The 26739-nt window shown below is 39.5% G+C and carries 23 protein-coding genes; 18 read left to right on the forward strand and 5 right to left on the reverse strand.

What is annotated here, in order from left to right:
• Positions 1-9 precede the first annotated feature (9 nt).
• The 15 genes from JIV24_RS14680 to JIV24_RS14750 all read left to right on the forward strand — a co-directional run bounded on the left by JIV24_RS14680 (position 10) and on the right by JIV24_RS14750 (position 14107).
• A complete protein-coding gene (locus tag JIV24_RS14680; RefSeq protein ID WP_200465815.1) occupies positions 10-1035 on the forward strand; it encodes a rod shape-determining protein in 1026 nt (341 codons plus the stop codon).
• A gap of 169 nt (positions 1036-1204) precedes the next feature.
• On the forward strand, positions 1205-2035 hold the full coding sequence (gene mreC / locus JIV24_RS14685) for a rod shape-determining protein MreC (RefSeq protein WP_200465816.1): 831 nt from the start codon (positions 1205-1207) through the stop codon (positions 2033-2035).
• Positions 2028-2546: a rod shape-determining protein MreD gene (gene mreD / locus JIV24_RS14690; protein WP_200465817.1), complete on the forward strand. Its 519-nt coding sequence runs from the start codon at positions 2028-2030 to the stop codon at positions 2544-2546. Before mreC ends, mreD begins: the two co-directional genes overlap by 8 nt.
• A 45-nt stretch (positions 2547-2591) precedes the next feature.
• Complete coding sequence (gene mrdA, locus JIV24_RS14695) at positions 2592-4409, forward strand: penicillin-binding protein 2 (RefSeq protein ID WP_234445842.1); 1818 nt, start codon at positions 2592-2594, stop codon at positions 4407-4409.
• Entirely contained in the window at positions 4387-5808 is a 1422-nt protein-coding gene (gene rodA / locus JIV24_RS14700; RefSeq protein WP_200465819.1) for a rod shape-determining protein RodA, read from the forward strand. Before mrdA ends, rodA begins: the two co-directional genes overlap by 23 nt.
• Before the next feature lie 289 nt (positions 5809-6097).
• Entirely contained in the window at positions 6098-7402 is a 1305-nt protein-coding gene (locus tag JIV24_RS14705) for a KamA family radical SAM protein (RefSeq protein WP_200465820.1), read from the forward strand.
• Between the two features lie 131 nt (positions 7403-7533).
• Entirely contained in the window at positions 7534-8367 is an 834-nt protein-coding gene (locus tag JIV24_RS14710; protein ID WP_200465821.1) for a DNA adenine methylase, read from the forward strand.
• The gene (locus tag JIV24_RS14715; protein ID WP_200465822.1) at positions 8360-9643 is read left to right on the forward strand and encodes a type II restriction enzyme; all 1284 of its coding nucleotides are present in this window, start codon (positions 8360-8362) and stop codon (positions 9641-9643) included. Before JIV24_RS14710 ends, JIV24_RS14715 begins: the two co-directional genes overlap by 8 nt.
• A gap of 191 nt (positions 9644-9834) precedes the next feature.
• Positions 9835-10242, forward strand: coding sequence for a hypothetical protein (locus tag JIV24_RS14720; RefSeq protein ID WP_200465823.1), 408 nt, complete (start codon positions 9835-9837; stop codon positions 10240-10242).
• On the forward strand, positions 10239-10439 hold the full coding sequence (locus JIV24_RS14725) for a helix-turn-helix transcriptional regulator (protein ID WP_200465824.1): 201 nt from the start codon (positions 10239-10241) through the stop codon (positions 10437-10439). Before JIV24_RS14720 ends, JIV24_RS14725 begins: the two co-directional genes overlap by 4 nt.
• Complete coding sequence (locus tag JIV24_RS14730) at positions 10432-11007, forward strand: pentapeptide repeat-containing protein (protein WP_200465825.1); 576 nt, start codon at positions 10432-10434, stop codon at positions 11005-11007. Before JIV24_RS14725 ends, JIV24_RS14730 begins: the two co-directional genes overlap by 8 nt.
• 69 nt (positions 11008-11076) lie before the next feature.
• Positions 11077-11967 carry a DMT family transporter gene (locus JIV24_RS14735; RefSeq protein ID WP_200465826.1) on the forward strand — a complete coding sequence of 297 codons (891 nt, stop codon included), beginning with the start codon at positions 11077-11079 and terminating at the stop codon, positions 11965-11967.
• A complete protein-coding gene (locus JIV24_RS14740; protein ID WP_200465827.1) occupies positions 11957-12451 on the forward strand; it encodes a YkgJ family cysteine cluster protein in 495 nt (164 codons plus the stop codon). The genes JIV24_RS14735 and JIV24_RS14740 overlap by 11 nt, the downstream gene beginning before the upstream one ends.
• A gap of 48 nt (positions 12452-12499) precedes the next feature.
• On the forward strand, positions 12500-13531 hold the full coding sequence (gene porQ, locus JIV24_RS14745) for a type IX secretion system protein PorQ (protein ID WP_200465828.1): 1032 nt from the start codon (positions 12500-12502) through the stop codon (positions 13529-13531).
• A 99-nt stretch (positions 13532-13630) separates the two neighbouring features.
• Entirely contained in the window at positions 13631-14107 is a 477-nt protein-coding gene (locus JIV24_RS14750) for a hypothetical protein (RefSeq protein WP_200465829.1), read from the forward strand.
• A gap of 26 nt (positions 14108-14133) precedes the next feature.
• Here the strand turns inward: JIV24_RS14750 and JIV24_RS14755 are convergent, their stop codons facing one another.
• The 4 genes from JIV24_RS14755 to JIV24_RS14770 all read right to left on the reverse strand — a co-directional run bounded on the left by JIV24_RS14755 (position 14134) and on the right by JIV24_RS14770 (position 24262).
• Positions 14134-15417, reverse strand: a complete 1284-nt coding sequence (locus tag JIV24_RS14755; protein WP_200465830.1) for an NAD(P)/FAD-dependent oxidoreductase — start codon at positions 15415-15417, stop codon at positions 14134-14136.
• 108 nt (positions 15418-15525) lie between these two features.
• Positions 15526-16014 (reverse strand): GtrA family protein, encoded by a 489-nt coding sequence (locus JIV24_RS14760; RefSeq protein ID WP_200465831.1) that lies wholly within the window; start codon positions 16012-16014, stop codon positions 15526-15528.
• Positions 16015-16488: 474 nt separating this feature from the next.
• Positions 16489-18819 carry a penicillin-binding protein 1C gene (gene pbpC / locus JIV24_RS14765; protein WP_200465832.1) on the reverse strand — a complete coding sequence of 777 codons (2331 nt, stop codon included), beginning with the start codon at positions 18817-18819 and terminating at the stop codon, positions 16489-16491.
• The gene (locus JIV24_RS14770) at positions 18800-24262 is read right to left on the reverse strand and encodes an alpha-2-macroglobulin family protein (RefSeq protein ID WP_200465833.1); all 5463 of its coding nucleotides are present in this window, start codon (positions 24260-24262) and stop codon (positions 18800-18802) included. Before JIV24_RS14770 ends, pbpC begins: the two co-directional genes overlap by 20 nt.
• Before the next feature lie 272 nt (positions 24263-24534).
• Here JIV24_RS14770 and JIV24_RS14775 point away from each other — a divergent pair, with 272 nt between their 5' ends.
• On the forward strand, positions 24535-24858 hold the full coding sequence (locus tag JIV24_RS14775) for a YkgJ family cysteine cluster protein (RefSeq protein ID WP_200465834.1): 324 nt from the start codon (positions 24535-24537) through the stop codon (positions 24856-24858).
• Positions 24859-24929: 71 nt separating this feature from the next.
• On the opposite strand, the gene JIV24_RS14780 is transcribed toward JIV24_RS14775, so the two are convergent.
• Complete coding sequence (locus tag JIV24_RS14780; RefSeq protein WP_200465835.1) at positions 24930-25208, reverse strand: hypothetical protein; 279 nt, start codon at positions 25206-25208, stop codon at positions 24930-24932.
• Between the two features lie 257 nt (positions 25209-25465).
• Here JIV24_RS14780 and JIV24_RS14785 point away from each other — a divergent pair, with 257 nt between their 5' ends.
• Positions 25466-25744, forward strand: coding sequence for a DUF485 domain-containing protein (locus JIV24_RS14785; protein WP_200465836.1), 279 nt, complete (start codon positions 25466-25468; stop codon positions 25742-25744).
• Positions 25744-26676: a sodium:solute symporter family transporter gene (locus JIV24_RS14790; protein WP_200465837.1), complete on the forward strand. Its 933-nt coding sequence runs from the start codon at positions 25744-25746 to the stop codon at positions 26674-26676. The genes JIV24_RS14785 and JIV24_RS14790 overlap by 1 nt, the downstream gene beginning before the upstream one ends.
• Positions 26677-26739: the final 63 nt, after the last annotated feature.

Raw genomic sequence — 26739 nt, forward strand, 5'->3', positions numbered from 1 at the left:
ATAAGTTGAATGGGACTATTTTCGTTCTTATCGCAAGAAATAGCCATCGACCTTGGTACAGCCAACACAATTATTATCCATAACGATAAAATTGTAGTTGACGAACCATCCATCGTAGCGCTGAACCGCAAATCCGACAAACTGGAAGCCATTGGAGAAAAGGCCCGCCAGATGCATGGCAAAACCCACGATAATATTTATACCATCCGCCCCTTGCGCGATGGTGTAATTGCCGACTTTAACGCGGCCGAACAGATGATTCGTGGTATGATTAAAATGATTAATCAGAAGCCTCGCCTCTTCGCTCCTTCTTTATCCATGGTAGTATGTATTCCATCAGGAAGTACCGAAGTTGAGATTCGTGCTGTACGTGACTCATCGGAACATGCCGGTGGCCGTGAAGTTCACATGATTTACGAACCAATGGCGGCAGCCCTGGGTATCGGACTTGATGTGGAAGCGCCGGAAGGTAACATGGTGGTGGACATAGGTGGTGGTACAACCGAGATTGCTGTTATTTCATTAGGCGGTATTGTAACCAATAAGTCCATTCGTATTGCAGGCGATGACCTGACAGCTGATATAATGGAATACATGCGTCGTCAGCACAATATAAAAGTTGGAGAGCGCACAGCTGAAAACATTAAAATTGAAGTGGGTTCAGCTTTACCAGAATTGGATGAGCCACCAACTGATTTTATTGTTCAGGGTCCAAATCAGATGACTGCTCTGCCAATTGAGGTGCCTGTTTCGTATCAGGAAATATCACACTGTTTGGAAAAATCCATTTCAAAGATTGAAACAGCGGTATTGTCAGCATTGGAGCAAACACCTCCTGAGTTGTACAGCGACATTGTTAAGAATGGTATTTTCTTAGCTGGTGGTGGCGCCTTGCTTCGCGGATTAGATAAGCGTTTGTCGGATAAGATTAATATCCCGTTCCACATTGCCGAAGATCCATTGCACGCCGTGGCTCGCGGTACTGGTATTGCACTTAAAAACCGTCACCGAATATTGCCTTATTTGATTAGATAAAATAGTCAGTAGATATTAGACAGTAGTCAGTATATTAAAAAAGGCTATGAGATGTGAGATATGAGTAATGAGATTACTATTCAATTGAATCAATCTCACCGCTCAATTCTCATTGCTCACCTCTAGGTAAAATACTGACTACTGACTTTTTACCAACAACTATATTTACATGAGAAACTTTATCCGCTTTATTATAAAATACCATTTTGCGATTCTCTTTTTTATTATTGAAGCCGTTTCTCTTTTGCTGGTACTTAACTACAACGCCTACCAGCGTTCCTCTTTCCTTTCATCATCGAGCACAGTAACCGGCGGCATATTCAAGCGCTACAATGCCGGAGCCGAATACCTGATGTTACGTGACATTAACGAAGATTTAGCACAAGAAAATGCTTACCTGCGCAGCCGCATGCCAGAATCGTTTCGTGCATCACGCGATTACTTTAACCTGGTTCACGATACGGTTAGCAAGCAAGAGTTCATCTATCGCTCGGCCCGAGTGATAAACAATTCAACCAATCGTCGTTTTAATTACATCACACTCAACAAAGGCCGTTTAAATGGTATTGAACCCGAAATGGGTGTTATCTCAAATAAAGGTGCTGTGGGCATTGTTAAGAATGTCTCAGACAACTACTCAACGGTTATTTCCATTATTAATACCCGATTGAAGATATCGGCCAAACTGAAAGAATCAGGTTTTTTTGGTTCACTCGAATGGGATGGCACATCGTACCAACATGTATACTTGCTTGACATACCAAGACATGCCAATGTGAACGTGGGTGATTTGGTGGTTACCAGCGGTTACTCATCCATCTTTCCAGAGGGCGTATTATTAGGCAATGTTGAAGAGGTAACGCTAGATAAGGGAGCCAGTTTCTACCGCACACGTGTTAAGTTATCAGTTGATTTTAAAAACCTGGCATTTGTTGAAATCATTGGCCACAACTCACGCGATGAACAAATTAAACTAGAGAAGGAGACCGAAGATGATTAGTCATTTACCACGATACATATTTAACTTCATATTTTTCACGCTGATACAAATTTTAGTGCTGAACAATATTCAGTTAAGTGGATATGTCAATCCTTATTTATACATCCTGTTTATCATCACCTTACCTTTTGAAATACCGGGGTGGCTATTGTTAGTATTAGGCTTCTCGTCGGGTATGGTCATTGATATTTTTAGTAATACACCTGGCATGCACGCCTCGGCAACCGTATTTATGAGTTTCCTGCGGCCATATGTGCTTCGCATCTTCGCTCCACGAGATGAATACCAGCCAGGCACCATCCCTACCATGGGGTTTTATGGTATCTCCTGGTTTTTAAGGTATAGCATCATCCTGGTTTTTGCTCACCACTTCTTTTTATTCTTTATCGAAGTATTTTCGCTAACACATTTTTTCTCAACCTTCTTAAGGGTTGTTAGCAGTACTGTTTTCACGATATTACTCATCATAGTTGCCCAATTATTTAGTCAGGGTAAGAAACAAGGGAGGTAAGTCGTGGGAGGAATCAACAATCGTACACTATTAATCGCCACCATTATGGTGAGTTTAGCTCTGATATTTATTGTCAAGCTTTTTATCCTGCAAGTGTATGATACATCGTATAGCATTTCGGCCGAAAGTAATACACGACGAAAAGTTACACAATTCCCATCACGCGGATTGGTTTATGATCGTAACGGAAAGCTTTTGGTGTCCAATCAGGCTGTTTATGATGTGATGGTAGTGCCCCGCGATATTGTTCCTTTTGATTCCGTCGATTTTTGCGAATCACTGGATTTAAGCATTGAGCAATTACGCGAACGTTTTGTTCAGATGAGGCAGGACATTAAAACCCGAAAAATATCGACCTACAAGCCTTCTGTTTTCATGAAGCAGCTATCCGCTGAACAGTATGGAAGCTTCCAGGAGAAACTGTATAAATTCAAAGGCTTCTTCGTTCAAGGGCGTTCTCTCAGAAAATACGAATACCCTTCGGCAGCACATGTATTGGGCTATGTGGGCGAAATCAGCGAGAATAACCTGAAAAAAGACAATTACTACTCGCAAGGTGACTATGTTGGCATTAGTGGCATTGAACAGACCTATGAACACAAGCTACGTGGCAAGAAAGGTGTAAAGTTTATGCTGGTAGATGTGCATGGCCGCGAAAAAGGAGCTTTCAGAGGTGGCAAAGGCGATACTGCTGCCATAGCAGGTAAAAACATTACCCTATCATTGGATATTGAACTACAACAATATGGCGAGCAACTCATGAAAAATAAAGTGGGTAGCATTGTGGCCATTGAACCCACAACCGGTGAGATACTCACTTTGATATCTGCTCCTAACTACGATCCGTCACTTTTAATTGGCCGCGATCGCTCCAAAAACTTCCCGGTTTTACAAGCTGATACCTTATTCCCATTGTTGAATCGTGCAGTTCAGTCAAAATACCCACCTGGCTCTACTTTTAAAACGATTAATGCATTGATCGGCCTACAAGAAGGAACACTAAAACCTTATACGACTCATGAATGTTTTATGGGCTATTTTACCAGAAGTCTTTCGGTGGGCTGCCACTTGCACGATTCACCGCTTAATTTATCACAATCTATTCAACACTCGTGTAATGCCTATTATTGCTATGAGTTTCGTGACATATTGGATAACCCTAAATACAACAACATACAAGATGCTTTTGATGCCTGGAAGGACTACGCTGTAAGATTTGGCTTTGGTTACCGATTAGGCTCCGACTTCAGAAATGAATCGAGAGGCTTTATTCCTAACTCGGGTACATTCGACAAAATATATAAAGGCAGCTGGAATTCATTAACGGTGATATCGCTATCCATTGGTCAGGGCGAAATATTAACCACACCCTTACAAATGGCCAATATGGCCGCCATGCTGGCTAATCGCGGTCACTTTTTGACCCCACACATTATCAAAGATATTGAGGACGAATTGATCGATGACCGATTCAGTGAAATTCATGAAACGGGTATCGACATACAACATTTTGCACCTGTTATAAACGGTATGGAACTGGCCGTATGGGGTGGCGCCGGAAGTACGGCTCGCATAGCACAAATTCCGGGCGTAACCATTTGTGGTAAAACCGGAACGGCTCAAAACCCGCATGGTGACGATCACTCTATTTTTATTGCTTTTGCGCCTAAAGATGACCCACAAATTGCCATTGCTGTTTATGTTGAAAATGGTGGTTTTGGTGCAACGTGGGGAGCACCCATTGCCAGTTTAATGATAGAGAAATACCTGAATGGAGAAATATCAACATCACCATATAGAAAGTACACCGAAAACCGCATTCTGGAAGGAGACCTAATAAATGCCGAGCAGAAACTACAATAAAAGCATTGACTGGATTACAGTTGGATTATACAGCCTCTTGGTTCTATTTGGTTGGCTAAATATTTATGCGGCCAATTTCAACCCTGAAAATCCGGTCTTTTTTGATACCAATAAAGAGTATTTCAAACAATTGGTTTGGATCGGTTTCTCCTTGGTTTTTGTAGGTATGATAATAATTACCGACAGTAAATTCTATGTCGAATTCTCCTATATTTTTTATGGCATCACCATTTTACTACTTATTGTTGTATTACTCTTTGGTAAAGAAATAAATGGTGCTAAATCGTGGTTTGAGATTGGACCTATTCGTTTTCAGCCTGCCGAATTATCAAAGATGGCCACTAACCTGGCCGTGGCTAGGGCACTGAGTCGTTATGGCTTTTCATTTAAAAAGTTCTCTGACCTGCTTAAAGCCGGAGCCATTATATTGTTTCCAATGCTTTTGATCCTGCTGCAAAATGATACCGGATCAGCCCTTGTTTACACTGTATTTATAATCGTTTTCTATCGCGAAGGATTAACCGGCTATATTTTAACCTTTGGCTTTATAGCTGCAATAGTGGCTATTCTTACCTTAATGATGCCCAATGCTACCATCATTGGACTCATTATGATGAGCATCATTGCAATACTCTATTTTAAAGGTGCCCGAACCGAATTAATTAAGGCCATTATTGGTGGTGGCGTTGTATTAGCTTTGAGTTATGCAGCCTATATTTATTCAGGCCTTAGCCTGGAACTTGAATACGTATTAATTCCTGCCATATTAATTGTAAGCGTCTATTTATTATATACCACTATCTCTAAGCGTATTAATAAGTTTGTACCCACATATCTATTAATCTTATGGAGCGCCATCATATTAACCCTATCTGCCGATTACTTTTTTGAGGATGTATTGTCGCATTACCAACGCACACGTATCAATGTGTTACTTGGCCTTGAGCAGGATCCTCTGGGAGCCGGATATAATGTGAATCAATCGAAAATTGCCATTGGCTCTGGCGGAATTGGCGGCAAAGGATACCTGCAAGGCACGCAAACCAAGTTTAACTTCGTACCAGAGCAATCGACTGACTTTATTTACTGTACTGTGGGTGAAGAATGGGGTTTTATTGGCTCAACAGCTGTGGTACTGTTGTTCTTAGCACTGCTTTTAAGACTTATATTTCTTGCCGAAAAACAGCACTCAGCCTTTAGTCGAGTCTATGGATACGGAGTGGCAGCCATCTTCTTTTTCCACTTTGCCATTAACATTGGCATGACCATTGGTTTGGCCCCTGTAATAGGTATTCCATTGCCATTCTTTAGCTATGGAGGCTCTTCACTTTGGGGTTTTACACTGTTACTTTTTGTGTTTTTAAAGCTCGATATCAACAGAAACGAGCTTATTCGTTAAAAATACTTAATCATTGTAAGTGATTTTTTAACATTTCATATTAAAGCAAATGTAAATACCTGATTCCGTTGAGATTCTAACGATTACCAACTGAAAGTTAAACAATTTTGATATCATTTTTAAAATTTGTACTTTTGCGGCACGTCATTTGTAATGATAGACACCCCGAAACTTTCGGTCATGTTGCTGTGGGAATGAAGATTAGCAACTCTCTTAATTGACCGGTTTTGGAATATTAACAAATGATTCCGCACAAAATTTGCCGAATCAATAAAAAAGGAGATTGCTTATGAAGTATAAGATTTATGCGCTGCACAATTATCGACAAATTCCACAAATAGCAAGACTTACGGAAGAAGACATTTTTAGCATTGAGGTGGTTGGAACAGTTTTGCCCTTTAAAACTAACAGTTATGTTGTTGATGAATTGATAGATTGGGCCAACTATAAAGAGGATCCAATCTTCATCTTGAACTTCCCTCAAAAAGGTATGTTGGAAGAGGAAGATTTCAACCACATGGCCGAAGTATTGAAAAGTGATGCCGATAAAGCAAGCATAAAAGAGGAAGCTAATAAGATACGTGAAAAGCTAAATCCTCACCCGGCAGGTCAAATGGAATACAATGTACCTGAATTAAACGGTGTTAAATTAACAGGTGTTCAGCACAAATACGACGAAACCATGTTGTTCTTCCCTGCACAGGGACAAACATGTCACGCTTATTGTACTTTCTGTTTCCGCTGGCCACAATTTACCAACATGGACGAAATGAAATTCGCCATGAAGGAAATTGATTATGTCATCGAATACTTAAAACTTCACCCTGAAATCACTGACCTGTTAATAACTGGTGGTGATCCAATGGTGATGAAAGGTAAAATGTTGGATGCTTATTTAACTGCATTGGTTGAAGCTGATATACCACATTTAAAGAATATCCGTATTGGTTCTAAAACGTTAGGTTTCTGGCCTTATCGTTATTTAACTGATAGCGATGCTGATGAAGTATTAGCAGCCTTTAAAAAAGTAACTGACGCTGGTATAACATTGGCCTTTATGGCTCACTTCAACCACTATCGTGAGTTGGAGACCAAAGCAGTACAAGAAGCAATTAAAAAAATAAAAGCAACTGGCACTCAAATACGTACACAGTCACCGTTATTAAATAACATTAACGCCAAGCCTGAAATTTGGTCAACGATGTGGCAAAAACAAGTGAGCTTAGGTTTAATACCTTATTACATGTTTATTGCTCGTGATACTGGTGCTCAAAAGTACTTTGGTGTATCATTAGTTGACGCATGGCAAATTTTCCAGAAGGCATACCAGAAAGTAAGTGGTATTTGCCGTACAGTACGCGGACCAAGTATGTCGTGTACGCCGGGTAAAGTACGCATTGTGGGTGTGACTGAAATTAAAGGTGAAAAAGCATTTTGTCTTGAATTTATTCAGGGCCGTGAAAGCAACTGGGTAGCACGTCCGTTCTTTGCTAAATTTGACGATAAAGCCCTTTGGATGGATGACTTAAAACCAGCCTTTGGTAACTCTGAGTTCTTTTTTGAGCAGGAGTTCTCTGATATGTTTTTAGGATAACAATCAGCAAATTACATATTTCAAAAAGCAGAATGACGAAAGTGATTCTGCTTTTTTTGTGCACTTAACTTATCAACAAATGAATATTGCTACAGCTATTTTTTGTTATTTTGCAGCTATAATAAATTGATATGAGCAAAAACAAATTAATAGCACCTTTTCTAAAATGGGTTGGCGGTAAAAGACAACTTCTGCCGGCTATTAATCAATACATGCCCAAATCATATAATAACTACTACGAACCGTTTGTAGGTGGTGGTGCTGTTTTGTTTAATTTACAGCCTCAAAATGCCATTATAAACGATTTTAACCAGGAACTGGTTAATGTGTATAAGGTGATTAAGAATCATCCTGAAGAGCTGATTAAAGACCTTAAAAAGCACAAAAACGAATCGGACTACTTTTACGAAATTCGAGGCCTTGACAGAAAGCCGGGTTTTAATAAGCTTTCTGCTATAAAAAAAGCCTCTCGCATCATCTACCTCAATAAAACCTGTTACAATGGGCTTTATCGCGTAAATAATTCGGGTGAGTTTAATTCGCCTTTTGGCAAATACAAGAATCCGAATATCGTTAATGACATTACTATTAATGCTGTTAGTGAATTCCTAAACAGCAATAAGGTAAGAATATTGAACGGCGATTTCGAAAAAGCAGTAGAAACAGCCAAAGAAGGTGATTTTGTGTATTTCGACCCACCATATGTACCAGTTTCACAAAGCGCCAACTTTACGGGATATGTACAAGGCGGTTTTAACCTTGCCGAGCAGGAACGCTTGCGCGATGTATGTAATCGCCTAAACGATAAAGGGGTTCAGTTTTTATTGTCCAACTCTTCTACCCCAATTATTCATGAGCTTTATGCGGCTTATGACATTAAGGTTGTAAAAGCGACCAGAGCCATTAATTCCAACGCAGCCAAACGAGGTGCCATTGACGAAGTATTGGTGAGAAATTATGAGTAATGCTTCAAAAAATGATGTTGCGTGGCAAGAGTTATTCGAGCAATACAATATTGCGAAAATAGTTAATGAAACCGGCTGTTTCGAAATTACTTCAGCCACCATTAATAAGCTTAGGGAAGCACGTTTAATGACCAAGTTTGATTATGCCTCTCAGTTACCAGCCATCTTTAAGCAATACCATTTATCAATCTTACCCAACTCGCGTGGAGGCTACATCATTTCAGATTTTGAGACTTTTCAAAAATTCGAAAATAATAATTCAGAGATTATTGAAATCGAGTTTCCTGCGCAAATTGAGAGCATCAACTACAATAACATTACCAGTGAATCAACTGCCATAAACTGCGCCTATTTATCCGGTATTCTAAGTGATTTTCTCGGTAAACAAAAATTATATCAGACTATTAATGGCAGAATGAGTTCTTCTGAATTTTCGTTTAACATTCAAACGTCAAAGCAAAACTTAATAATCGACGTTAAGAATGCACAAATTGAAATTGATGCCGGTTTTGAAAGCAACGATAGCATCATCTTGATTGAAGCGAAAAACAACCTGTCAGATGACTTCTTAATTCGTCAACTATATTATCCTTATCGCCTGTGGCGTAATAAATCAAGAAAAGACATACGTTCTGTATTCTTAACTTATTCGGATGGTGTATTTCATTGCCGAGAGTTTGATTTTGATGATCCGAATAATTATAACTCCATTCGGCAAATTAATGAGAAGAAATATGCCATTAGCAATCAAAAGCTTGATGTGAAAGCTCTAAATAAGCTAATGCAAAGAACTCCCACTATTGCAGAGCCTCCAATTCCTTTTCCTCAGGCCGATTCTTTTGAACGTATTATTAACTTATGCGAATTACTGAACTCAAAAGAGTCACTTAGCAGGAATGCGGTCACCGAAAATTACGACTTTAATATTCGACAAACCAATTACTATACAGACGCTTGTCGTTACCTCGGGCTCGTTGAAAAACAAAACCAGAACCAGCAGATTGAATATCAATTAACATCCATGGGCCAACAGCTTTTCAAAATGACATTGGCACAACGAAAAATGGCCTTTATCGAGCAAGTTTTAAAACATCAGGCTTTTAAAGCGTGTTTGCAACTTTACTTCGAGAAAGGTGAAAAGCCTTCGAAAGATGAAGTCGTTGAAATAATGAAACGCTCTGAACTTTACAATGTTAATTCAGAATCTACTTACTACAGAAGAGCCTCTACCATTAGCCACTGGCTCAATTGGATTTTATTTCAAATAAGCCTATAGTTACATGTAAGTTTAGCTCATCACCCTCCATTTGCATAAAGGCTATTTGGCTCTATCAATAAAAATATTGACGTGTTCATTTGATTTTTTGTAAGGTTTACTTTACTTTTAGTCATGTATTGATTACTAAACATTAAGTCATGAAGACCTTCCTACCCTATTTCTTTCGAAAAATTGGCATAGCCTTATTCATGTTATCAATATTATTTTCCTTTATTAAAAGCTTTGATGAGCATCTTCTTTTCCCAAGAAACATTATAAATGCAACGACTCAAGAAACCACTGATACAACAAGTGAGAATTCGTATTATGTTTTTACTGAGACTCAACATCAACATATTCAGAAGCTTATTTTTTGGCTGGCTCTGAGTGGTCTTTTAATATACTCTTTCTCCAAAGAAAAGGTGGAAGATGAATTTTTGGCCAAACTACGAGCTAATGCCTTACTTATCGCGTTTCTTGCAAGTTTGATCTTTTCAGGCGCAATGATGCTCATAAAAGGTGCAACTGAGGTTAAAATATTGGCTTTCCTGCAAATTCAAATGCTTATTTATGTTATTGTATATGCGTACACTAAAAAAATCAAATACGCCGGATGAAAAACAAGCTAAAAATATACCGAGCCATTAAAAATGTTACTCAGGCACAGTTGGCCGATGAAATTGGTGTATCCAGACAATCAATCAACACGATTGAAAAAGGTAAGTTTGTACCATCAACAGTCCTCGCTCTTAAATTTGCACGATTTTTCGAAGTAGCAGTTGAAGAAATATTTAGTTTGGAAGACAATGATTAAACCATTTTTTGAAGAAGAAGATTACAACAACAAGGATTTTTCGCAAGATATTCTTCCTGCAGGTGAGTATGATAACTGCCTGTTTACCAATTGTATTTTTACTGAAACCAACTTGAGCGATTACCAATTCACAGAATGCCAATTTGTAAATTGCGATTTGAGCAATGCCAATGTAGCTCATGCGGTTTTGCGTGATGTGAAATTTAAAGATTGTAAACTACTGGGCATTCAATTTACTGAATGCAATGGAATGCTCTTCTCCCCGAGTTTTGATAACTGCCAACTACGCTTGGCCTCATTTTATAGCCGAAACCTCAAGAACTGCAGTTTTACAAACTGCCAATTGCACGAAGTCGACTTTGCGGATTGCAATCTAACAAAAACGAGCTTTGCTAATTGCGATTGCAGCAATGCCTTATTTGACAATACTAACCTGGTTAAAGTTGATTTATCGAGTTGCTACAACTTCACTATTGATCCGGAACGAAACAACATTAATAAAGCCAAATTCTCAAGCGACCAGTTAATTGGTTTATTGCGTAAATATCAAATACAGGTTTCGCACTAAAAAAGCTAGTTTATTAAGAATTGTAGCTAAGCGCTTTTTTTTACCTTTGCGCTCACTAAAATTCAGTCAATGTCAGAGCGTTTTAAAGTATTGGGTAGTTTGGTGTTATCCATGATATGTTGGGCCTTTTCATTTGTATGGATAAAGCAGGCTTTTGTATCGTTTAATCCATTAACAATTGTTGTGATGCGCTTGGCCATCAGTGCCTGCTTATTGTACATTATCTTAAAGCTATTACGACAGCTCAAGCCCATGCTAAAAGCTGATTTCAAGTGGTTTCTACTGTTAGCATTCTTCGAGCCTTTTCTTTATTTCATGGGCGAAAGTTTTGGGCTAGAATTGGTGTCTTCAACCGTAGGCGCGGTTATTGTCTCCACCATTCCTCTTTTTGCCCCAATCACCGACAGAATATTCTTTAAAAGTAAAATAAGCTGGGCCAATATACTGGGTATTTTTGTATCCTTTGCCGGCGTTTTAATGCTCATATTTAAAGATGACTTTTCATTGGCAGCCCCATTAAAAGGTATATTACTGGTATTTCTCGCCGTTTTTGCGGCATTAGGCTATTCTGTGGTTCTAAAAAAAGTACCAAAACATTACAATGCAGTTAGCATTATTACCTTTCAGAATGCCATCGGGCTTATCTATTTCCTGCCGCTATTTTTTATTTACGATGTACCCAAACTATGCGACAAACCCATTACAGGTGAGGCTATTTATGCGGTTGTTGCACTTGCGGTTGTCGCATCTTCTCTGGCATTTATCTTTTTCACCTACGGCATGCGCATTATTGGCATTACAAAAGCCAATGTGTTTGTTAATATGATTCCTGTTTTTACAGCCATAATTGCCTGGTACGTATTGGGCGAAGTTCTCACATTTCAAATGTTACTTGGTATTGCTATCTTAATAAGTGGGGTATTTGTTTCACAATTTAAAGTGCCAAAGCGTGGAGTTTGACCCAAAGAAATTAGACCAGGAGGCTCGTAACAAAGCCAAGGAGAACAAATCATTTTTAGCCAAACTCAAAAAGAAACGGCCTAAAAATCTTGATGACGAAGCCCAGCGTTTGCATCAGGAAGTATTTGAATACACCGATTGCCTTCAATGCGCCAATTGCTGTAAATCTATCAGCCCTATAATTTTAGACAGAGACGTGGACCGTTTGGCAAATCATCTGCGCATGAAACCTAAACAGCTTATTGAGCAATACCTGTTACTGGATGATGATGGCGATTATATTTTCAAAGAAACACCTTGTCCCTTTTTAATGGCTGATAACTACTGCATGGTGTATGAATCACGTCCTAAAGCCTGTCGAGAGTACCCGCATACCGACCGAAAACGCTTTTATCAGATTACGACACTTACTTATAAAAACACATTTGTTTGCCCTGCTGCATTCGACGTGGTTGAAGGTCTTAAACCCATTTTTGATAAATGATTGGAGCAGGTACACTAATTTAATATTTTTACCGTTTTAGTACTTACGATGAAGGGAAAAGCAGTCATATATTTATTTACCATCCTATTATGCGGATGGACTATTAATGCCAATGCACAGCAAGCAGGCAGTAATACTTATGACTTTTTGACTCTGACCAACTCGGCCAGAGTCGGTGCTTTGGGGGGTAATCAGGTTGGCATGCACTTAAATGATGTCAGCTTAGTTTTTCACAACCCGGCCAATCTGTCTTCACAGCTTCATCAAACAATGACATTTAATTATGTGCCTTATGTAAGTGATATTAAAATGACTTACGCAGGTTATGCTCATACAGTTGAAAGCGTCGGAACTTTTGGGGTAAGCATTCATTCCATTAACTATGGAACTTTTGATCGTGCCGATGTAGATGGTAATTTAAACGGTACTTTCTCGGCAGCTGAATACGCCATTAACCTGAGCTACTCAAAAGTATTGTCACCAAAATTAAGAGCTGGTATTTCATTGAAACCAATTATTTCTAACCTCGAACAGTACAATTCTTTTGGTTTAGCAGCTGATTTAGGCCTGCTTTATCACTCCGAGAATCAGTTATTTTCGGCGGGGATAACATTAAAAAATGTCGGTTCGCAAATAACAACTTACAACGACACCTATGAGCCATTACCAACTGATTTGCAGATTGGTATCAGCAAAAAACTGGCTCATGCCCCATTCCGTTTTTCATTAACAGCTCAAGATTTATTTGACTGGAATATGAAATACAAAGTGGAAGATGGCAATGGCGATATCATTGAAGGTGAAGGCAACAATGCCAATGGCATCGATCAACTCATGCGTCACATGGTTTTTGGACTTGAATTAGTACCTTCAGATAACTTTTATGTGGCTGTTGGTTACAATCATCGACGACGAAAAGAATTGGGCATCACAGAAAAGATGTCGACAACTGGTTTCTCGTGGGGTTTTGGCTTTCGGGTATATAAATTTCACTTCGCTTATGGCTCTGCCAGATATCATCTGGCTGGTTCGTCAAATCACTTTAGTATTTCAACGAGTCTTTCGAATTTCAGAAACTAAATTAGCACCTTTTTAATAACATCGAGTGCGTATTAGCGCGGTTCATTTATTTGATTATATTTGTCCGACCTAAAATTACATACACTCAAATAACTGATCATGGCTATTTTTAAAATTGAAATACCCGATGATAAGAAAGATTTTATCATTGAACTATTCAAGCAATTAAGTTTCCTCAAATACCACACATTAAATCCTGAAAATAAAAAGCTCGAAAAAAAACGCGAGAATGAAATTCTGCTACAACAAAAACAACAACAAGCTAAGTTAAACAAGCTTAACCAATTAAATGGCCTTCGAAACACTATAAATAGTATTCAAAGCGCCAGAAGCGACAGTCATGATTCGATTCTATTTAGATTTCAGCATGGCACAGAGGTAAGCGCTTTAAAAATTAATACCTACAACCATCTACTCACCTCCTTAGAACGTTACTTCCGTACAAGTGTGAAAAAATTTCGTTTTGAAGAAAATACAAACAATGATACCTACCCAATGGATAAGTATCTTGTTTACGTAACACTTGAAGACGATACCGAATTAAAAGCTGGTTTTTGTAACAACAGATTAAACTAACTGCCCGATATTCAGGCAGCAAAGTTCTATTTTTTTATTCGCTTATAAGGCGATATTAGAATGCGTAGAGATTGGTCGCGCGAGAAATAACTCTGTGCCCAGTTAACAAATATAAAAAAGCGATTTTTAACTCCTACAATAGCCATCAGGTGCACAAATAACCAAAGAAACCAAGCAAAGACACCTGAAAATTTAAATCCTGGTAAATCCGCTACTGCCATGTTACGGCCTATGGTTGCCAAACTTCCTTTATCGGTATATTTAAAAACACGCCAAGGCTTCTTTGTTACAAAATTTCGAGCCAAATTAAGGGCTTGCTGTATAGCCACCTGAGCCACCTGCGGATGACCATTCGGGTACTTATCATTGCCCTCTATTAAACAGGCATCTCCAATGGCAAATATGCTATCATATGGCCTTAATCGATTATAATTATCAACCAACAAACGATTGCCACGAGTGTAATTGGCTGAGTCAATACCTGCTGTTTGATGTCCGCTTACACCTGCTGTCCAAATCAGGTTTCGGGCATAAAGTGTCGCACCATCAGATAAACTGATTTTATTTCCATCATAATCATCTATTCGCGTATTTAAACACACTTCAACGCCAAGCTTTTCTAGAAACTCTAATGCCTTTTTCCCGGCCCGATCAGACATACCATTTAAAACCCGGGGTGCGGCTTCAAACAGTAATATCTTCATTTTGCTAAAATCCAGTTCGGGATAATCTTTTGGTAACACAAACCGACGCATCTCGGCAATGGAACCTGCCAATTCAACCCCGGTAGGACCACCTCCAACAATCACCACCGACATTAGCTTCGCGTGTTCGTCGGCATCTTCAGTTAAGTTGGCCTTTTCAAACGAAGATAAAATACGATTTCGAAGATTAATAGCCTCGGCCGTAGTTTTCATTGGCAGACTATGCTTCTCCATATTATCGGAGCCAAAATAATTGGTATTCACCCCATTGGCCAGAACCAGATAATCGTAATTCATTTCGCCAGCCAATGTTGTTATACTTTTTTTATCGGCATTAATTGACACCAACTCGGTTGTTCGGAAATGAAGATTACTATGCGATTGAAAAATCTTTCGAACCGGAAAAGAAATTGAGCTGGGCTCAATTCCGGACGAAGCCACCTGATAAAACAAAGGTTGAAACTGATGAAAATTTTGTTTGTCGATGACCACAACCTGGTAAGGCGAGCCACTTAATTTTTGAGCCAGTTTCAGTCCGCCAAATCCTGCTCCAATAATGACGATTCGCTTTTTGTTATTGCGTGGTAAGTTGAAGTTATTCTCCATGGTTTATTTTGCTTTTCCATCAGAACATTGGCCCGACAAGAAAGTTTAAGCATTTGAAGAAACAAATCGTTAATTAATGTGAAATGACAATTTTTTATTCACAAATAACTATTCCTTACTATGTATCTTCACCTTAAAGGTGAAGTATTTCTGACAGACATAACTGTATCCTACAACAATTATAGTTGTTACTATTTTTGCTACAGTTGGGTACAAATCAACAAGCTCAACAAATAGTTTTAAGAGTATATAGTTTAGAATAATGCTGCCCAGAACAGTTAAACCATAGCGCACTAATTGTATGCGTCCCCTCAAATTCGATTCGGTGAATGTTATGTATTTTGATAGTAGAAATCCGGTAGCAAAAGTGATGGGAAACACAAAAATAAAAGCTGCAATATGGGGACTAATGGCCACTAATCCTGTTTGTACTATCTGTTTATCCAGCACAAAGTTATAAGTGATAAAATAAAGAAATATATCAAAGGCGGTGTTAGCGCCTCCGCAAGCAGCATAATTAAATGTTTGACGGGGTAGGTATTTTTCAAATGGTTGGTAGAACCAATCTAAAATCGTTAGTATTAATTTTCTCAACATATGTAACCCTGATAATTTTAGTGAGCAAAGCTACATAAATATATAATGCCCAAAAGTAATATCTATTGGATTTGAAAAGCGACTACAAAACGCCTAAAACTAACCAAGTTAGCACAGCCGCAACAATAATAAACAGTCCGATATCTTTTAGTTTATCAACCAGAGAGGCCATCATCAGGCGTGACTTTGCGTCATCAATGTAAGTGTCTTCGAGAGCTTTTTTCCTTCTTAGCATGAATCAAGTGCTTTGGAGTTGGGTTCATTTATCATTTAAAAATAATAGTTATCTTTAATAGAAACGCCAATAAGCCACTCCTGTTGATAAACGATATTATTTCCTTGACGAATGAATAATTTTTAGTGATAAACAACTTTTCAAACCACAATAATGGCTCCAAGATATTGATTACCAAGAGGCCAGTCTCATTGGTGTAATTCTATGTTTTATCTACTGATTAAACTAGAAATCATATTCTAATTGTCCTTTAATGTTGCAAAAATCCGCTGCGCGTCAGAAGAACCATTCTCATCTATTACTTTAAGGTGATTCCATCCATTTTTTAATATCATTTCCATCTTGTTTTCCCCCAATGTGTGACCAATATATTGCTCATTCAGATACCAATATATCTTGATGTTTTCATCCTGATGAGCAGCTTTACAAACTACACTTTGTAACTGCCCATCAAAGTCACGGGGTAAAAACAGCTTTGCATTGGGGTTGGGGTAGATGATTTTAAGCGTGTTCTGTGTTGTGTAGGCTTTGCACTTAGGGTAATGACTTTTAGCCCGGGCAATGTATTGACCTTTCTTGCGCAGATAAAAGGCAATATCCGGTTGATAAACGGTTACCGTTTTTTTTTCACGGCCAATGTCGTTCCAACACTTCGAACAACACTGATGTTGACCATTTGCTGAGAAGTATTTAAACTGGTGATAATCACAAGATCGAAGAGGCTTCATCTCTTCTGGTACAAATAAAGTATCCACCACGGGGCACGCATCTGTAGCTCTGAAGCCAGATAAGGAACATATACTCATTGGCTTATAGTCCATGTCAGCAGATTCAAACCAGGAATTACCAGAATTAACTGGTAACATTTGAAGTATGTCGAATAAAATGGGGCCTGCAGTTACAGCACCACTAATATTCTTATTACCTTCTCCATTAAAATTGCCGCACCAAACAGCAATGGTATATTCCGGAATTACGCCAATAGCCCAGGCATCCTTATGTCCGTAACTCGTACCAGTTTTCCAGGCGATGGGTCTTGAATTACTGAAGCGTTCCCAGAAATATTCACTTCCCGGACGCTTTAAGTCTTTTAACATCTCCAAGGTGAGCTGACAACTACCATTACTGATTAACTGGGCACTTGCTTGGCTGCCTTGTTGTCCTTGCAAAAGGTAGTTATCGCTAAAAACACCATTGTTGGCCAATCCGCGATACAGTTTTACCATGTCCCACATTTTTACTTCAGCACCTCCTAAAATGAGAGGCAAGCCATACTCATCTGCATTTCGAAAAAGTGTGCTTGTCCCTGCGAGCTTGAGGAAACTGTAAAACTGATAGACGCCATAGTAGTTTAGCAGACGAACAGCCGGAATATTTAAAGAACGTACCAATGACTCATGCGCGGTGACAACTCCTTGGAATTCACGATTGGCATTTCGGGGTGAAAAACCATCAAAATAAGTTGGTAAATCGCGAACGTAACTTTGCGGTAAAATGATGCCTTCATCAATACTTAGGGCATACAAAAAGGGTTTTAATATTGATCCTGAAGAACGGGCAGCCATCACACCATCTACTTGTCCCCCATGTTGAGCATCAAAAAAATCAGGTGAGCCAACATAGGCTTTTATGGCACCTGTTTTAGTATCAGCAACTAAAATTGAGAGGTTGTTGATATCGTAGGGAGCATAGATTTTTCGGTATTTCCCGGCCAATTGAACACAACGCTTCTGGGTCGTTTCGTCAAGCGTGGTTTGTAATAGCCATTGTTGGGGACTGGCTGATTTTAAGCGACGTGCCAGGTGAGGTGCATGTGATTCAAATGAAATAAAGCGATCGGGTAAATCTTCGAGTAAAGCCAGGCGGTAGTTTTGATCACTAATCACCCCTTTATCCAGCATTTTTTTAAGTAAGCGATTACGTTTATTCCGCAGTGGCGCTGAACTATCTTTGGGGTAGATCATGCCGGGTGCATTGGGTAATACGGCCAGAGTAGCTGCCTCGCCCCAGGTCAGTAAGCTGGCATCTTTGCCGTAAAATTTAAAGGCAGCTGTACGATAGCCTATCACATTCCCCCCATAAGGTGCATGATCGAGGTAGAGTTTTAACAGTTGTTCTTTTGAATAGTGAAGGTCAAGCTTTATAGCCAGACATATTTCACGAAACTTATTGATGTATGTCCGTTTCTTTGGCGCCGACATACGGGCAATCTGCATAGGGATAGTACTTGCTCCACTGACTATCTGTCCATTTTGAATGTTCTGCCACATAGCTCTCAAGATGGCTCTTACATCAATGCCCCAGTGCTGGTAAAAATGTTCATCTTCGAACGCAATAACAGCTGTTTTAAGCTTGTTAGGCACAACTGTGGTATCAGGGGGAAAGTACCACTGTTCATTGGCATTTATAAACACATGCAACAAGCTGCCATTACTTGCTTTTACTGTGGTACTGTATTCTTCTTTGAATAATGGCTTAGAAAAGGGAATTATTAAATAGAAGCAAACAATGGTTGGAAGCAAGCCCCCCAACCATCGTAATACTTTTCTTTTATTTATATGACTCAACATGCACTTTCACTCCTTCTGTTGTCGCTTTAAAATCACTGTTGTACATAGCCTCGGCTAATGTTGGAGGTAAAACAAACTGACCAACATGAATGCAGTTGAGCTTCACTACAAAGTCTAGTTTCTTTTTACCATCAAGATCAAAGAACCACATCACGCGGTCATCACGTATGTCCAGGTAATCTTCATGCCCGATACTCCATTCTCTTACCCAGTCGGGTAATAAAGTGCCATTCAAACGCGTGTTTTCAATGGCCCATCCGGATGGAATTATTTGCACCAAGGCTAACTCATTTAAATCACTTACTGCACTGGCATTTTGAACACTGAATCGTCCATAGAATGTAGTTCCCTGTTTTAGATTCTGCGGATTAATATGCTTGCCATTTTCGTCATACCACTCAACATCAAGGTTCAGATTCTTTTCTACTGCTGGTGTATTGTCCTCAAAAGGCACTCCATTCCAGGATAAAGTCGCATAGACTTGCTCAAGATCCGAAGCTTCAGATAATTCAACCTTAAGAGTTTGTCCAAAGTTATCGGGTATCTTTACCGAGTAGTTACCGGCTTTATTAAAGGCAATCTTGTCTCCATTCGCCAATATGATGTTACCGGTCATAATTTGCCCATTACCGATTTCAATTCCTCTTGCCTTAAAGTACTTTCCTAATGACAATAACATGTAACCGGAACTTTGAGTGCTCAGGTAATCTAAAGTGGATAATTTCCGGGCAGTGCTTTTGGCCAACAGTTCGGCATCATTCATTTTACCCATCAATGTGGCGCAATAAAGAATGATGGCGTCATCGCGGTGCTTTGAACCATAGCTGTAGATATCCGGTTTATATTCTTCTGTTGTGTGCTCGGCTTTAGCCAGAATCTGCTCCCGCACATCTTCTACACCATTTAAGTGATAAGCTGTAGCCAACATCCACTTTTGCGTGCTGCTCATTTTATCAATCTTATTTTCCATCAGCAAGTTCATCTCAGACATCACACTGCGATCAGCTAAAGCCAGGATAAATACGCGATTGACGCGCGTCATCAAGTCCCCTTTATGCTTTTTGGCGTAATTGCGCAAGGTATTAATGCCATTATCGTATAAATAGTCAGGCACAGCGTAGCCCATTTTCTTGGCTTCAACCAAAAAGTGGGTAACGTAATTGGTACCCCAGAAGGAGATTGATGTCCCCCCCGGCCAATAGGAGAAGCCACCATTGGCAACCACAAAACGCTGAAGGCGTTTTATACCATTATTAATATTTTCATCGATTTGCTTGCCCTCTCCGGTACTGAAATAACCCATTGACTTAAGCATCAACTGTGGGAATACAGCCGATGTCGTTTGCTCAACACAGCCATAAGGGTATCGAATCAGCCACTTCAGGCGATGGTTGAAGTCCATATTGGGGAAAACACTTAGTTCTATGGAAGCATTATTGGTTCCATCCAGTCCTACTTTTGGCACATTCATTTCAATGCTATTGCCTTTCGCTACTTTTTGTGTCTCCTTATCGTATTGGCGCGTGGCATTGGGTACCACCTTAATGTTAGTTGTGCTTTCGACCACAATATCGCCCGACTGACCTTTGATCACAATCTTAGCCTGTCCCACTGCTTTTTTAACACGCACTTTATAGGCAATATCCGCTTCCGAACTTTGAGAGAAATCAACAGAGTGATTGATATGACTGATGACCTCTAGTGGACCTTCAGTACTGATTGTAAAGTCGGCCTGTGTTATTTTCTTATTAAGGTTAAACAAAGCCACAGGTAAAGTAAACTCATCACCCGGGTTAAGCATACGCGGTATGCTTGGTTGCATAATTATATCGGAACGAACAGGAACTGTTTTGTCAGCATTACCGAAGTTTCCACGCTGTGCTCCCACTACCATTACGCGTACAGCACCGCTGTAATTAGGCATGTGGAACGATACACTTGCTTTACCATTGCTATCAGTCATAAGCGGACCTTTAAACATGCACACCGGTTCAAATCGTTTCTTGCCATCAACCGGATCAACCTGCGATTCGCGGTAATCCATTTCTTCGGCTCCTCCAATGGAGAAGGTTTGAAAAACATCACCTTTATTGGCACTGATTACCTGTGAGAAAATATCGTAGCTATCTACAAACAAACCAATTTTTTTATAGAACTCGCGCCATGGGCGAGGCGTTCTGAATTGTGTTAAGCTCAATAAACCTTCGTCTACCACCGCAATGGTAAATTGTGACTGCTGACCATTTTCGGTACTGATATCCACAGTAAAATCCTCATTGGGCACCAGGTTATCGGCCGTGCTAATCAGGTATTTGATTTTGGTATTTTCATCTTCCACATAGATGGGGATGATGCCAAACATCCGAATCGGACGGTCGTTGATGGTTTGGTCATGCGGCTGCAATACGGATACTGTGGCATATACGTTTGGTAGCATGCTCTTGTCAAGCGGAATGTCTATCACCAGCTCGTCTGCATCTGTTTTTGATGGGTCCACCCAGAACCAATCTAGCATTTCATTGCCCTGCTCAATTGTCACCAATACGTTACCACGTTTAGGATTAGGCAGCTTAATCTTAGCTGTTTCATCCGGACTGTATTTTTCTTTATCGGCTTTAATGGCCAAAGTTCCTTCGTTGCGATCACTGCCCCCTGAGCTGCCATAACGGTATGCACTAAAGAAAATAGAAGCTGAGTGCCCATTACCCCCATCACTCACTTCAATCAGGTACTCGCCATCTTCTGAAGGTTCGAAGCTGATGGTGGCCACACCATCTGTTGAATTGATGCTTCCTTCTGTTTCGAGGTAAGTCTGGTTGTCTTCTTTATATTTTAAACGATAACTGCTGCGCGAATCATACTGGTACCACCAGCGCTTATCGTTTCGGTAAATTTTATATTGCAGAGTGCTGCCACTTACAGGCTGCCCGTTGGTATCGAGTAAAATAACTGGGAACTTAACCTCCTGATTGGTTTTATAATAACCGTATCCACTTGGGTCTTTAATACCAACATAGTTAGGATAAACGTGCATGCTGGTGTAATTCCAACCTTCGTTGGGTTGACCGCCTTTTTCTAATACCCTGGCAGCAATCTTTAGTTTTAAGGCTGATGGGACTTTCCCCAGGGAAGGTACAAACCAGGATGCACTGTGATGACCTTTCGCATCTAATTCGGTCTTAAGCACATTGTGCGTGCTGGCTTTAAACTCCACATCTTCACGTGTAAATGTGAATTCGCGATATTTGGGAAAGGTCATTTCATAAGGTAACACCTCAATGCTTGCTTCCGCCTTAAGGTTGGACGCCGGAGCACCAAACAGGTACTTGGCATTAATATCGAAATCAATGACTTTATCCGTCCATATAAACTGTCTTTTGCGTGGTTTAACCTGCACCTTTAATTGCTCGGCTACCACCGTTTCTATCTTCAATTCTTTATTAAAATAAGAACCCCCAGCCTGTATGTTTATGTTATAGGTACCGGTAGGTGCATTGTCGTCGGTGGTCATTTTAAACACATACATGCCATCGGTTGAGTTTACCTCAACGTGCTCAAAGATGGTGTTGTATTGCGGATCGCGAACCGATATTTCGGCCGGATGATTGTGTGGAAAAGTTGAGTCACTATTCCTGGCGATGAAGGACACATGAATGGAGTCGCCCGGACGGTATACGCCTCGCTCCAGGTAGATAAAACCTTTAGTTTTGTTTCGATTGTTATGCACACCGCCAATATCAAAGCCTGAATTACTCCAGCTCATCTCGTTTTTATTTAGCAGCGTTAGTTGGTTCTTGTATTCAGCGCTTACGTAATTGTAATAATTACGACTGCCAAAGCTTGCTAAGCCCTGGCTGTTAGTTGTGTTGCTGGCTTCAACATCTCCCTGCCAGTTTAGTAATGAAACACGTACACCCGACATGGCTTTGCCACTCACTATATTGGTAACGAAAACATTAGTACCATCGTTGGTGCGTTTCAATGTCATGCCCAAATCACTTAAGAAGACAGGTTTGTATATCTGGCCTTTGTTCAATACATAATGAAGGATGTCTTCTTCCGTTTCCTTCATCATGTCTTCGGGTGTGAAGTTGATGCGGATCAAAAATAAACCGTCATCGTATTTTCCAAACAGATCGGATAAATCAAATTCATTGAGTAACCACTCGTTTTGTGTGGCACCAATTTCGATGGTTTGGTTTTTAACAATGACTCCAATGTTGCTTTCATAGTTACTCCCAAATCCTTTGTTACGGGTGCGTGAACTGTTGAGTTGTTGCGAACGGGCAAAATCACCAATACGCTGGGTGAACACTTTTTTAACCTGCAGGTGCACCCGACTAAGGTTAGTGGTGTAAAACTGTATCTTCTTGTTATTGGATGTAGGCAATATAATACCATTGGATGCAAACTCCAGCTGTGGTGGAATATCTGAAAAGCTAATTTCCCTGCTTACCTGAGACTCAGTTTTGGTGCCCCATCGGCTGCTAACACCCTTGTTAACTGTAATGGTATAGGAAGAGCCAAACTTAAAGTTACCGTCGATGATGGCTGTCTTGCCCAGTTTTTTAATTTTATAATCGATGGCTGGTGACACTGAAATCAAGCCATCAATATTTTGCTCCATGCTTATGTCATCGGAGAAAACCACTCGCACACGCGGATTGCGCCCATCTTCATCAACCCTGAATTTGTTGGCTTCCATCTTTTTCAGAGGCGAAACCACAAAGGTTTCGGTATAGTCAAATTCCAGCTCCAGGTCTTCTTTTTGAATGATGAAGCTAAAGTTCTGGTTATTATCTAAGCGGGTAATCTCAGTGGTGCTAAACTGGAAATTCCAGTCATCCACCTGGCTCCAGTTAAGCGTGCATTTACCACCTTTGATCTTAGCCGCTTTTTGCAGTGTCTCCAGCTTTGTTTTTTCAGAGAAAGTAATATTACCACGATAGACCAAAAGCTTGGGGCTATTATGATCTTTTAACTCCAATGAGCCTTTAAAAGCAGTTATGTCGCGACCCAAAACATTGAAAGCAAATTCCAAATCATCGAGCCTGGCTGTTTTAAACTTATCAATAATATCTTGCAGGTGTAGTGTTCCCTGGTAAGCTGTGCGTAACTCCAATGCTTCATCAGGTACAAAAAGCAAAGTGCGTTTGTTCTCCCATTTGGCATCACCTTTAATGGCTGGTGAAAAGCTAAAAGCTTCCTTTGCTGAACTTCCCACTTCGTTATCTTCGATAACCGGGTTGTTGAAAATCACTTTAATGCTTTCGTCGAAATGAATCTCGCCACTTGTTACAAAACTAACCTCTTTGGCTTGTTCTTCTGTGTAGCTAACTTCTACTTTGGCAGAGCCTTTGGCTTTTTTCTTATTGTTACAGGCAGCAAAAGCACTAAGTATAAGAATTAATAAACTCCAGTTGTAAATTGTGTTTTTATTCATGGTGATCTGGGATGTGTGAGAATGTTAAGATGACTAAAATATAAATTTTATTCTAATCATTAACATAGATTTACAATAAGTAAGGCGGCTGCCGTTTCGATTAACAGACTGGTCAAACTTTTGCTAATTATTAACGTGAGTTCAATTTAAATTATAAAACTCAGATTGAAATAAAAAGCCTTACCTTTGATCCGGATGGGATAATATTAATGAATATTACAATGCCTCTTTCCATTCGCAACGAATCAAATTAAACTAAGATTAATTGCTTTATGGAAAACAAAATCTCATCGCCTACCTGTCAGAATTGTGGTGTTTGTTGTCGTAACTTTCCATTTGTGGAACTTAACGAGAATGAACTGAAAGCATTAGAAGGTTTCACGAAAATGCACCGTCATGAATTTACCGACCCTCGTGGCCCTAGTTATGATGATGGCTACTTTCTAAAATCGAAAGAAAATGGCGATTGCATCTTCCTAAAAATAGATAATGGTTTCTTTACATGTGGTGTATATGAGGCTCGCGCCGGTATCTGTCGTAACTACCCTATTAATGAACACCATTGGAAATGGTGTAATGAAAATCGGGTGGAATAATATCTTTGTCTGTTGTCTTTTTAACAGCGACAAAGCGTAAGTGCTACAACGAACATGTGATAAACTCTTGATTAACTATTATGATAAGCTCGTTCATTTAACTTCCAAACAGTTAAACCATTAAAAAAACCAAGTATAAATCCTCCAATTGTAAAAAGAATTAATCGAATATGCCAAGTTTCAACAGGCTCTACAAGATGAGAAATAACGTTAGTAATAGCTGCCCAAAATAGCCCCATCCCTAACGCTCCGTATACTATCGCATATCGTATCTTTCCTTTACATCTTATTTTTTCCCATTTTTCTTTTGAAGGTCGTATCATACTTTTTTTCTCTAGAAATACATTCATATGTTACATGTAAAAATAGTCTTTTTTAGAAGGTGTTGATAGCATTCAACCTCGTATATTTATTTACAAGCTGACGATTAAGCTACAATTCTTTACTCAACTGAAAAATAATCTCTCAGTTCTATTTCTATTCTGAACATTCTTTCATAACTTTTACTATCCTATCCTCCTTACTTTCTGACAATTACAAATAACTTTATTCCCGGCCACTTTTAGTGGTGGTTTCACAGCCAATTACTAACTAATACATAAGCTTTATGGAACACGGACCTGCTGCCAAACTTGGCGTTGATCATGCATCAAAGAAAAAATCAAAGCTCGGCGTTATCCTATTTATCTTCTATTCACTGGTCTACGCAGGATTTGTCGTTATTGGCGTTGTCAATTATGAATTAATGGGTAAAATCATCTTTGCCGGGCAAAACTTAGCTGTTGTCTATGGTTTTGGACTAATCATTTTTGCTATTGTTCTTGGCTTAATCTACAACGCCATCTGCACCAATTATGAAAATTCAATGAATAAGGAGGACAAATAATGATCTATACACCATCAATAACCGCCATCATTATTTTTATATTATTTGTGGCACTAGTACTTGGCTTATCGTTTTACTTCGCAGGCAAAACCAAATCAGCCTCAAGCTTTTATGCAGCAGGTGGCACTATACACTGGGGCGTTAATGGAATCGCTTTTGCCGGCGATTACCTGTCGGCTGCCTCATTTCTTGGCATTTGCGGAATGATTGCCTTCTCAGGGTATGATGGCTTCCTGTATTCGATAGGTTATCTGGCCGGATGGATTGTTGCGCTGTTTCTGGTTGCTGAACCACTTAAGCGATTGGGTAAATTTACCTTCACAGATGCCTTGGATGCAAAATTCGACTCTAAGGCTATTCAATTAACAGCTGCCATCAGCACCTTAATTGTATCTATGTTTTACCTCATACCTCAAATGGTTGGTGCAGGAGCTTTGGTAAAACCATTGCTGGGTTTAGAACATCATTGGGGAGTAATCATCGTTGGGGTCATTGTTATATTTATTGTAGCAACCGCGGGCATGACATCCACTACATATGTGCAGTTTATTAAGGGAGCATTGCTAATTGTCTTTTCTACTATTTTATGTATCTACATTTTTAACAATGGGCTTAAGCTAACACCTGAAACAAAGCATCAATCGTATCATCAATTTATTAACATCTCACCATTGATAGAAAACAACAAAATCATTGGAGCTGATGATTATACAATTCTTAAGCAAATAGTTGTAAAAGAACAAACCTTGGTTAAGCTGGAAAAAGACGGTGTTAATAGATGGTTCAATCTGGTGAAGGATGACGATAAACAAATTCTGCAAGAAATGCTATCAACCACAAATTTGTATAAAGGAGAAAAGCTTTACAATGGTGAACCCGCAGAAAACGCGAAATTCTATCAGGTTGGCCATATGAGTAAAGGTGGGTTCTAAAAATTAGTTTTTTCAATTTTTGACTTGATAAAATCGCAGAACCCTTTAACGAAATTTTCAAAT

Source organism: Carboxylicivirga marina (assembly GCF_016612505.1).
In the GTDB taxonomy this organism is placed as follows: Bacteria; Bacteroidota; Bacteroidia; order Bacteroidales; family Marinilabiliaceae; genus Carboxylicivirga; species Carboxylicivirga marina.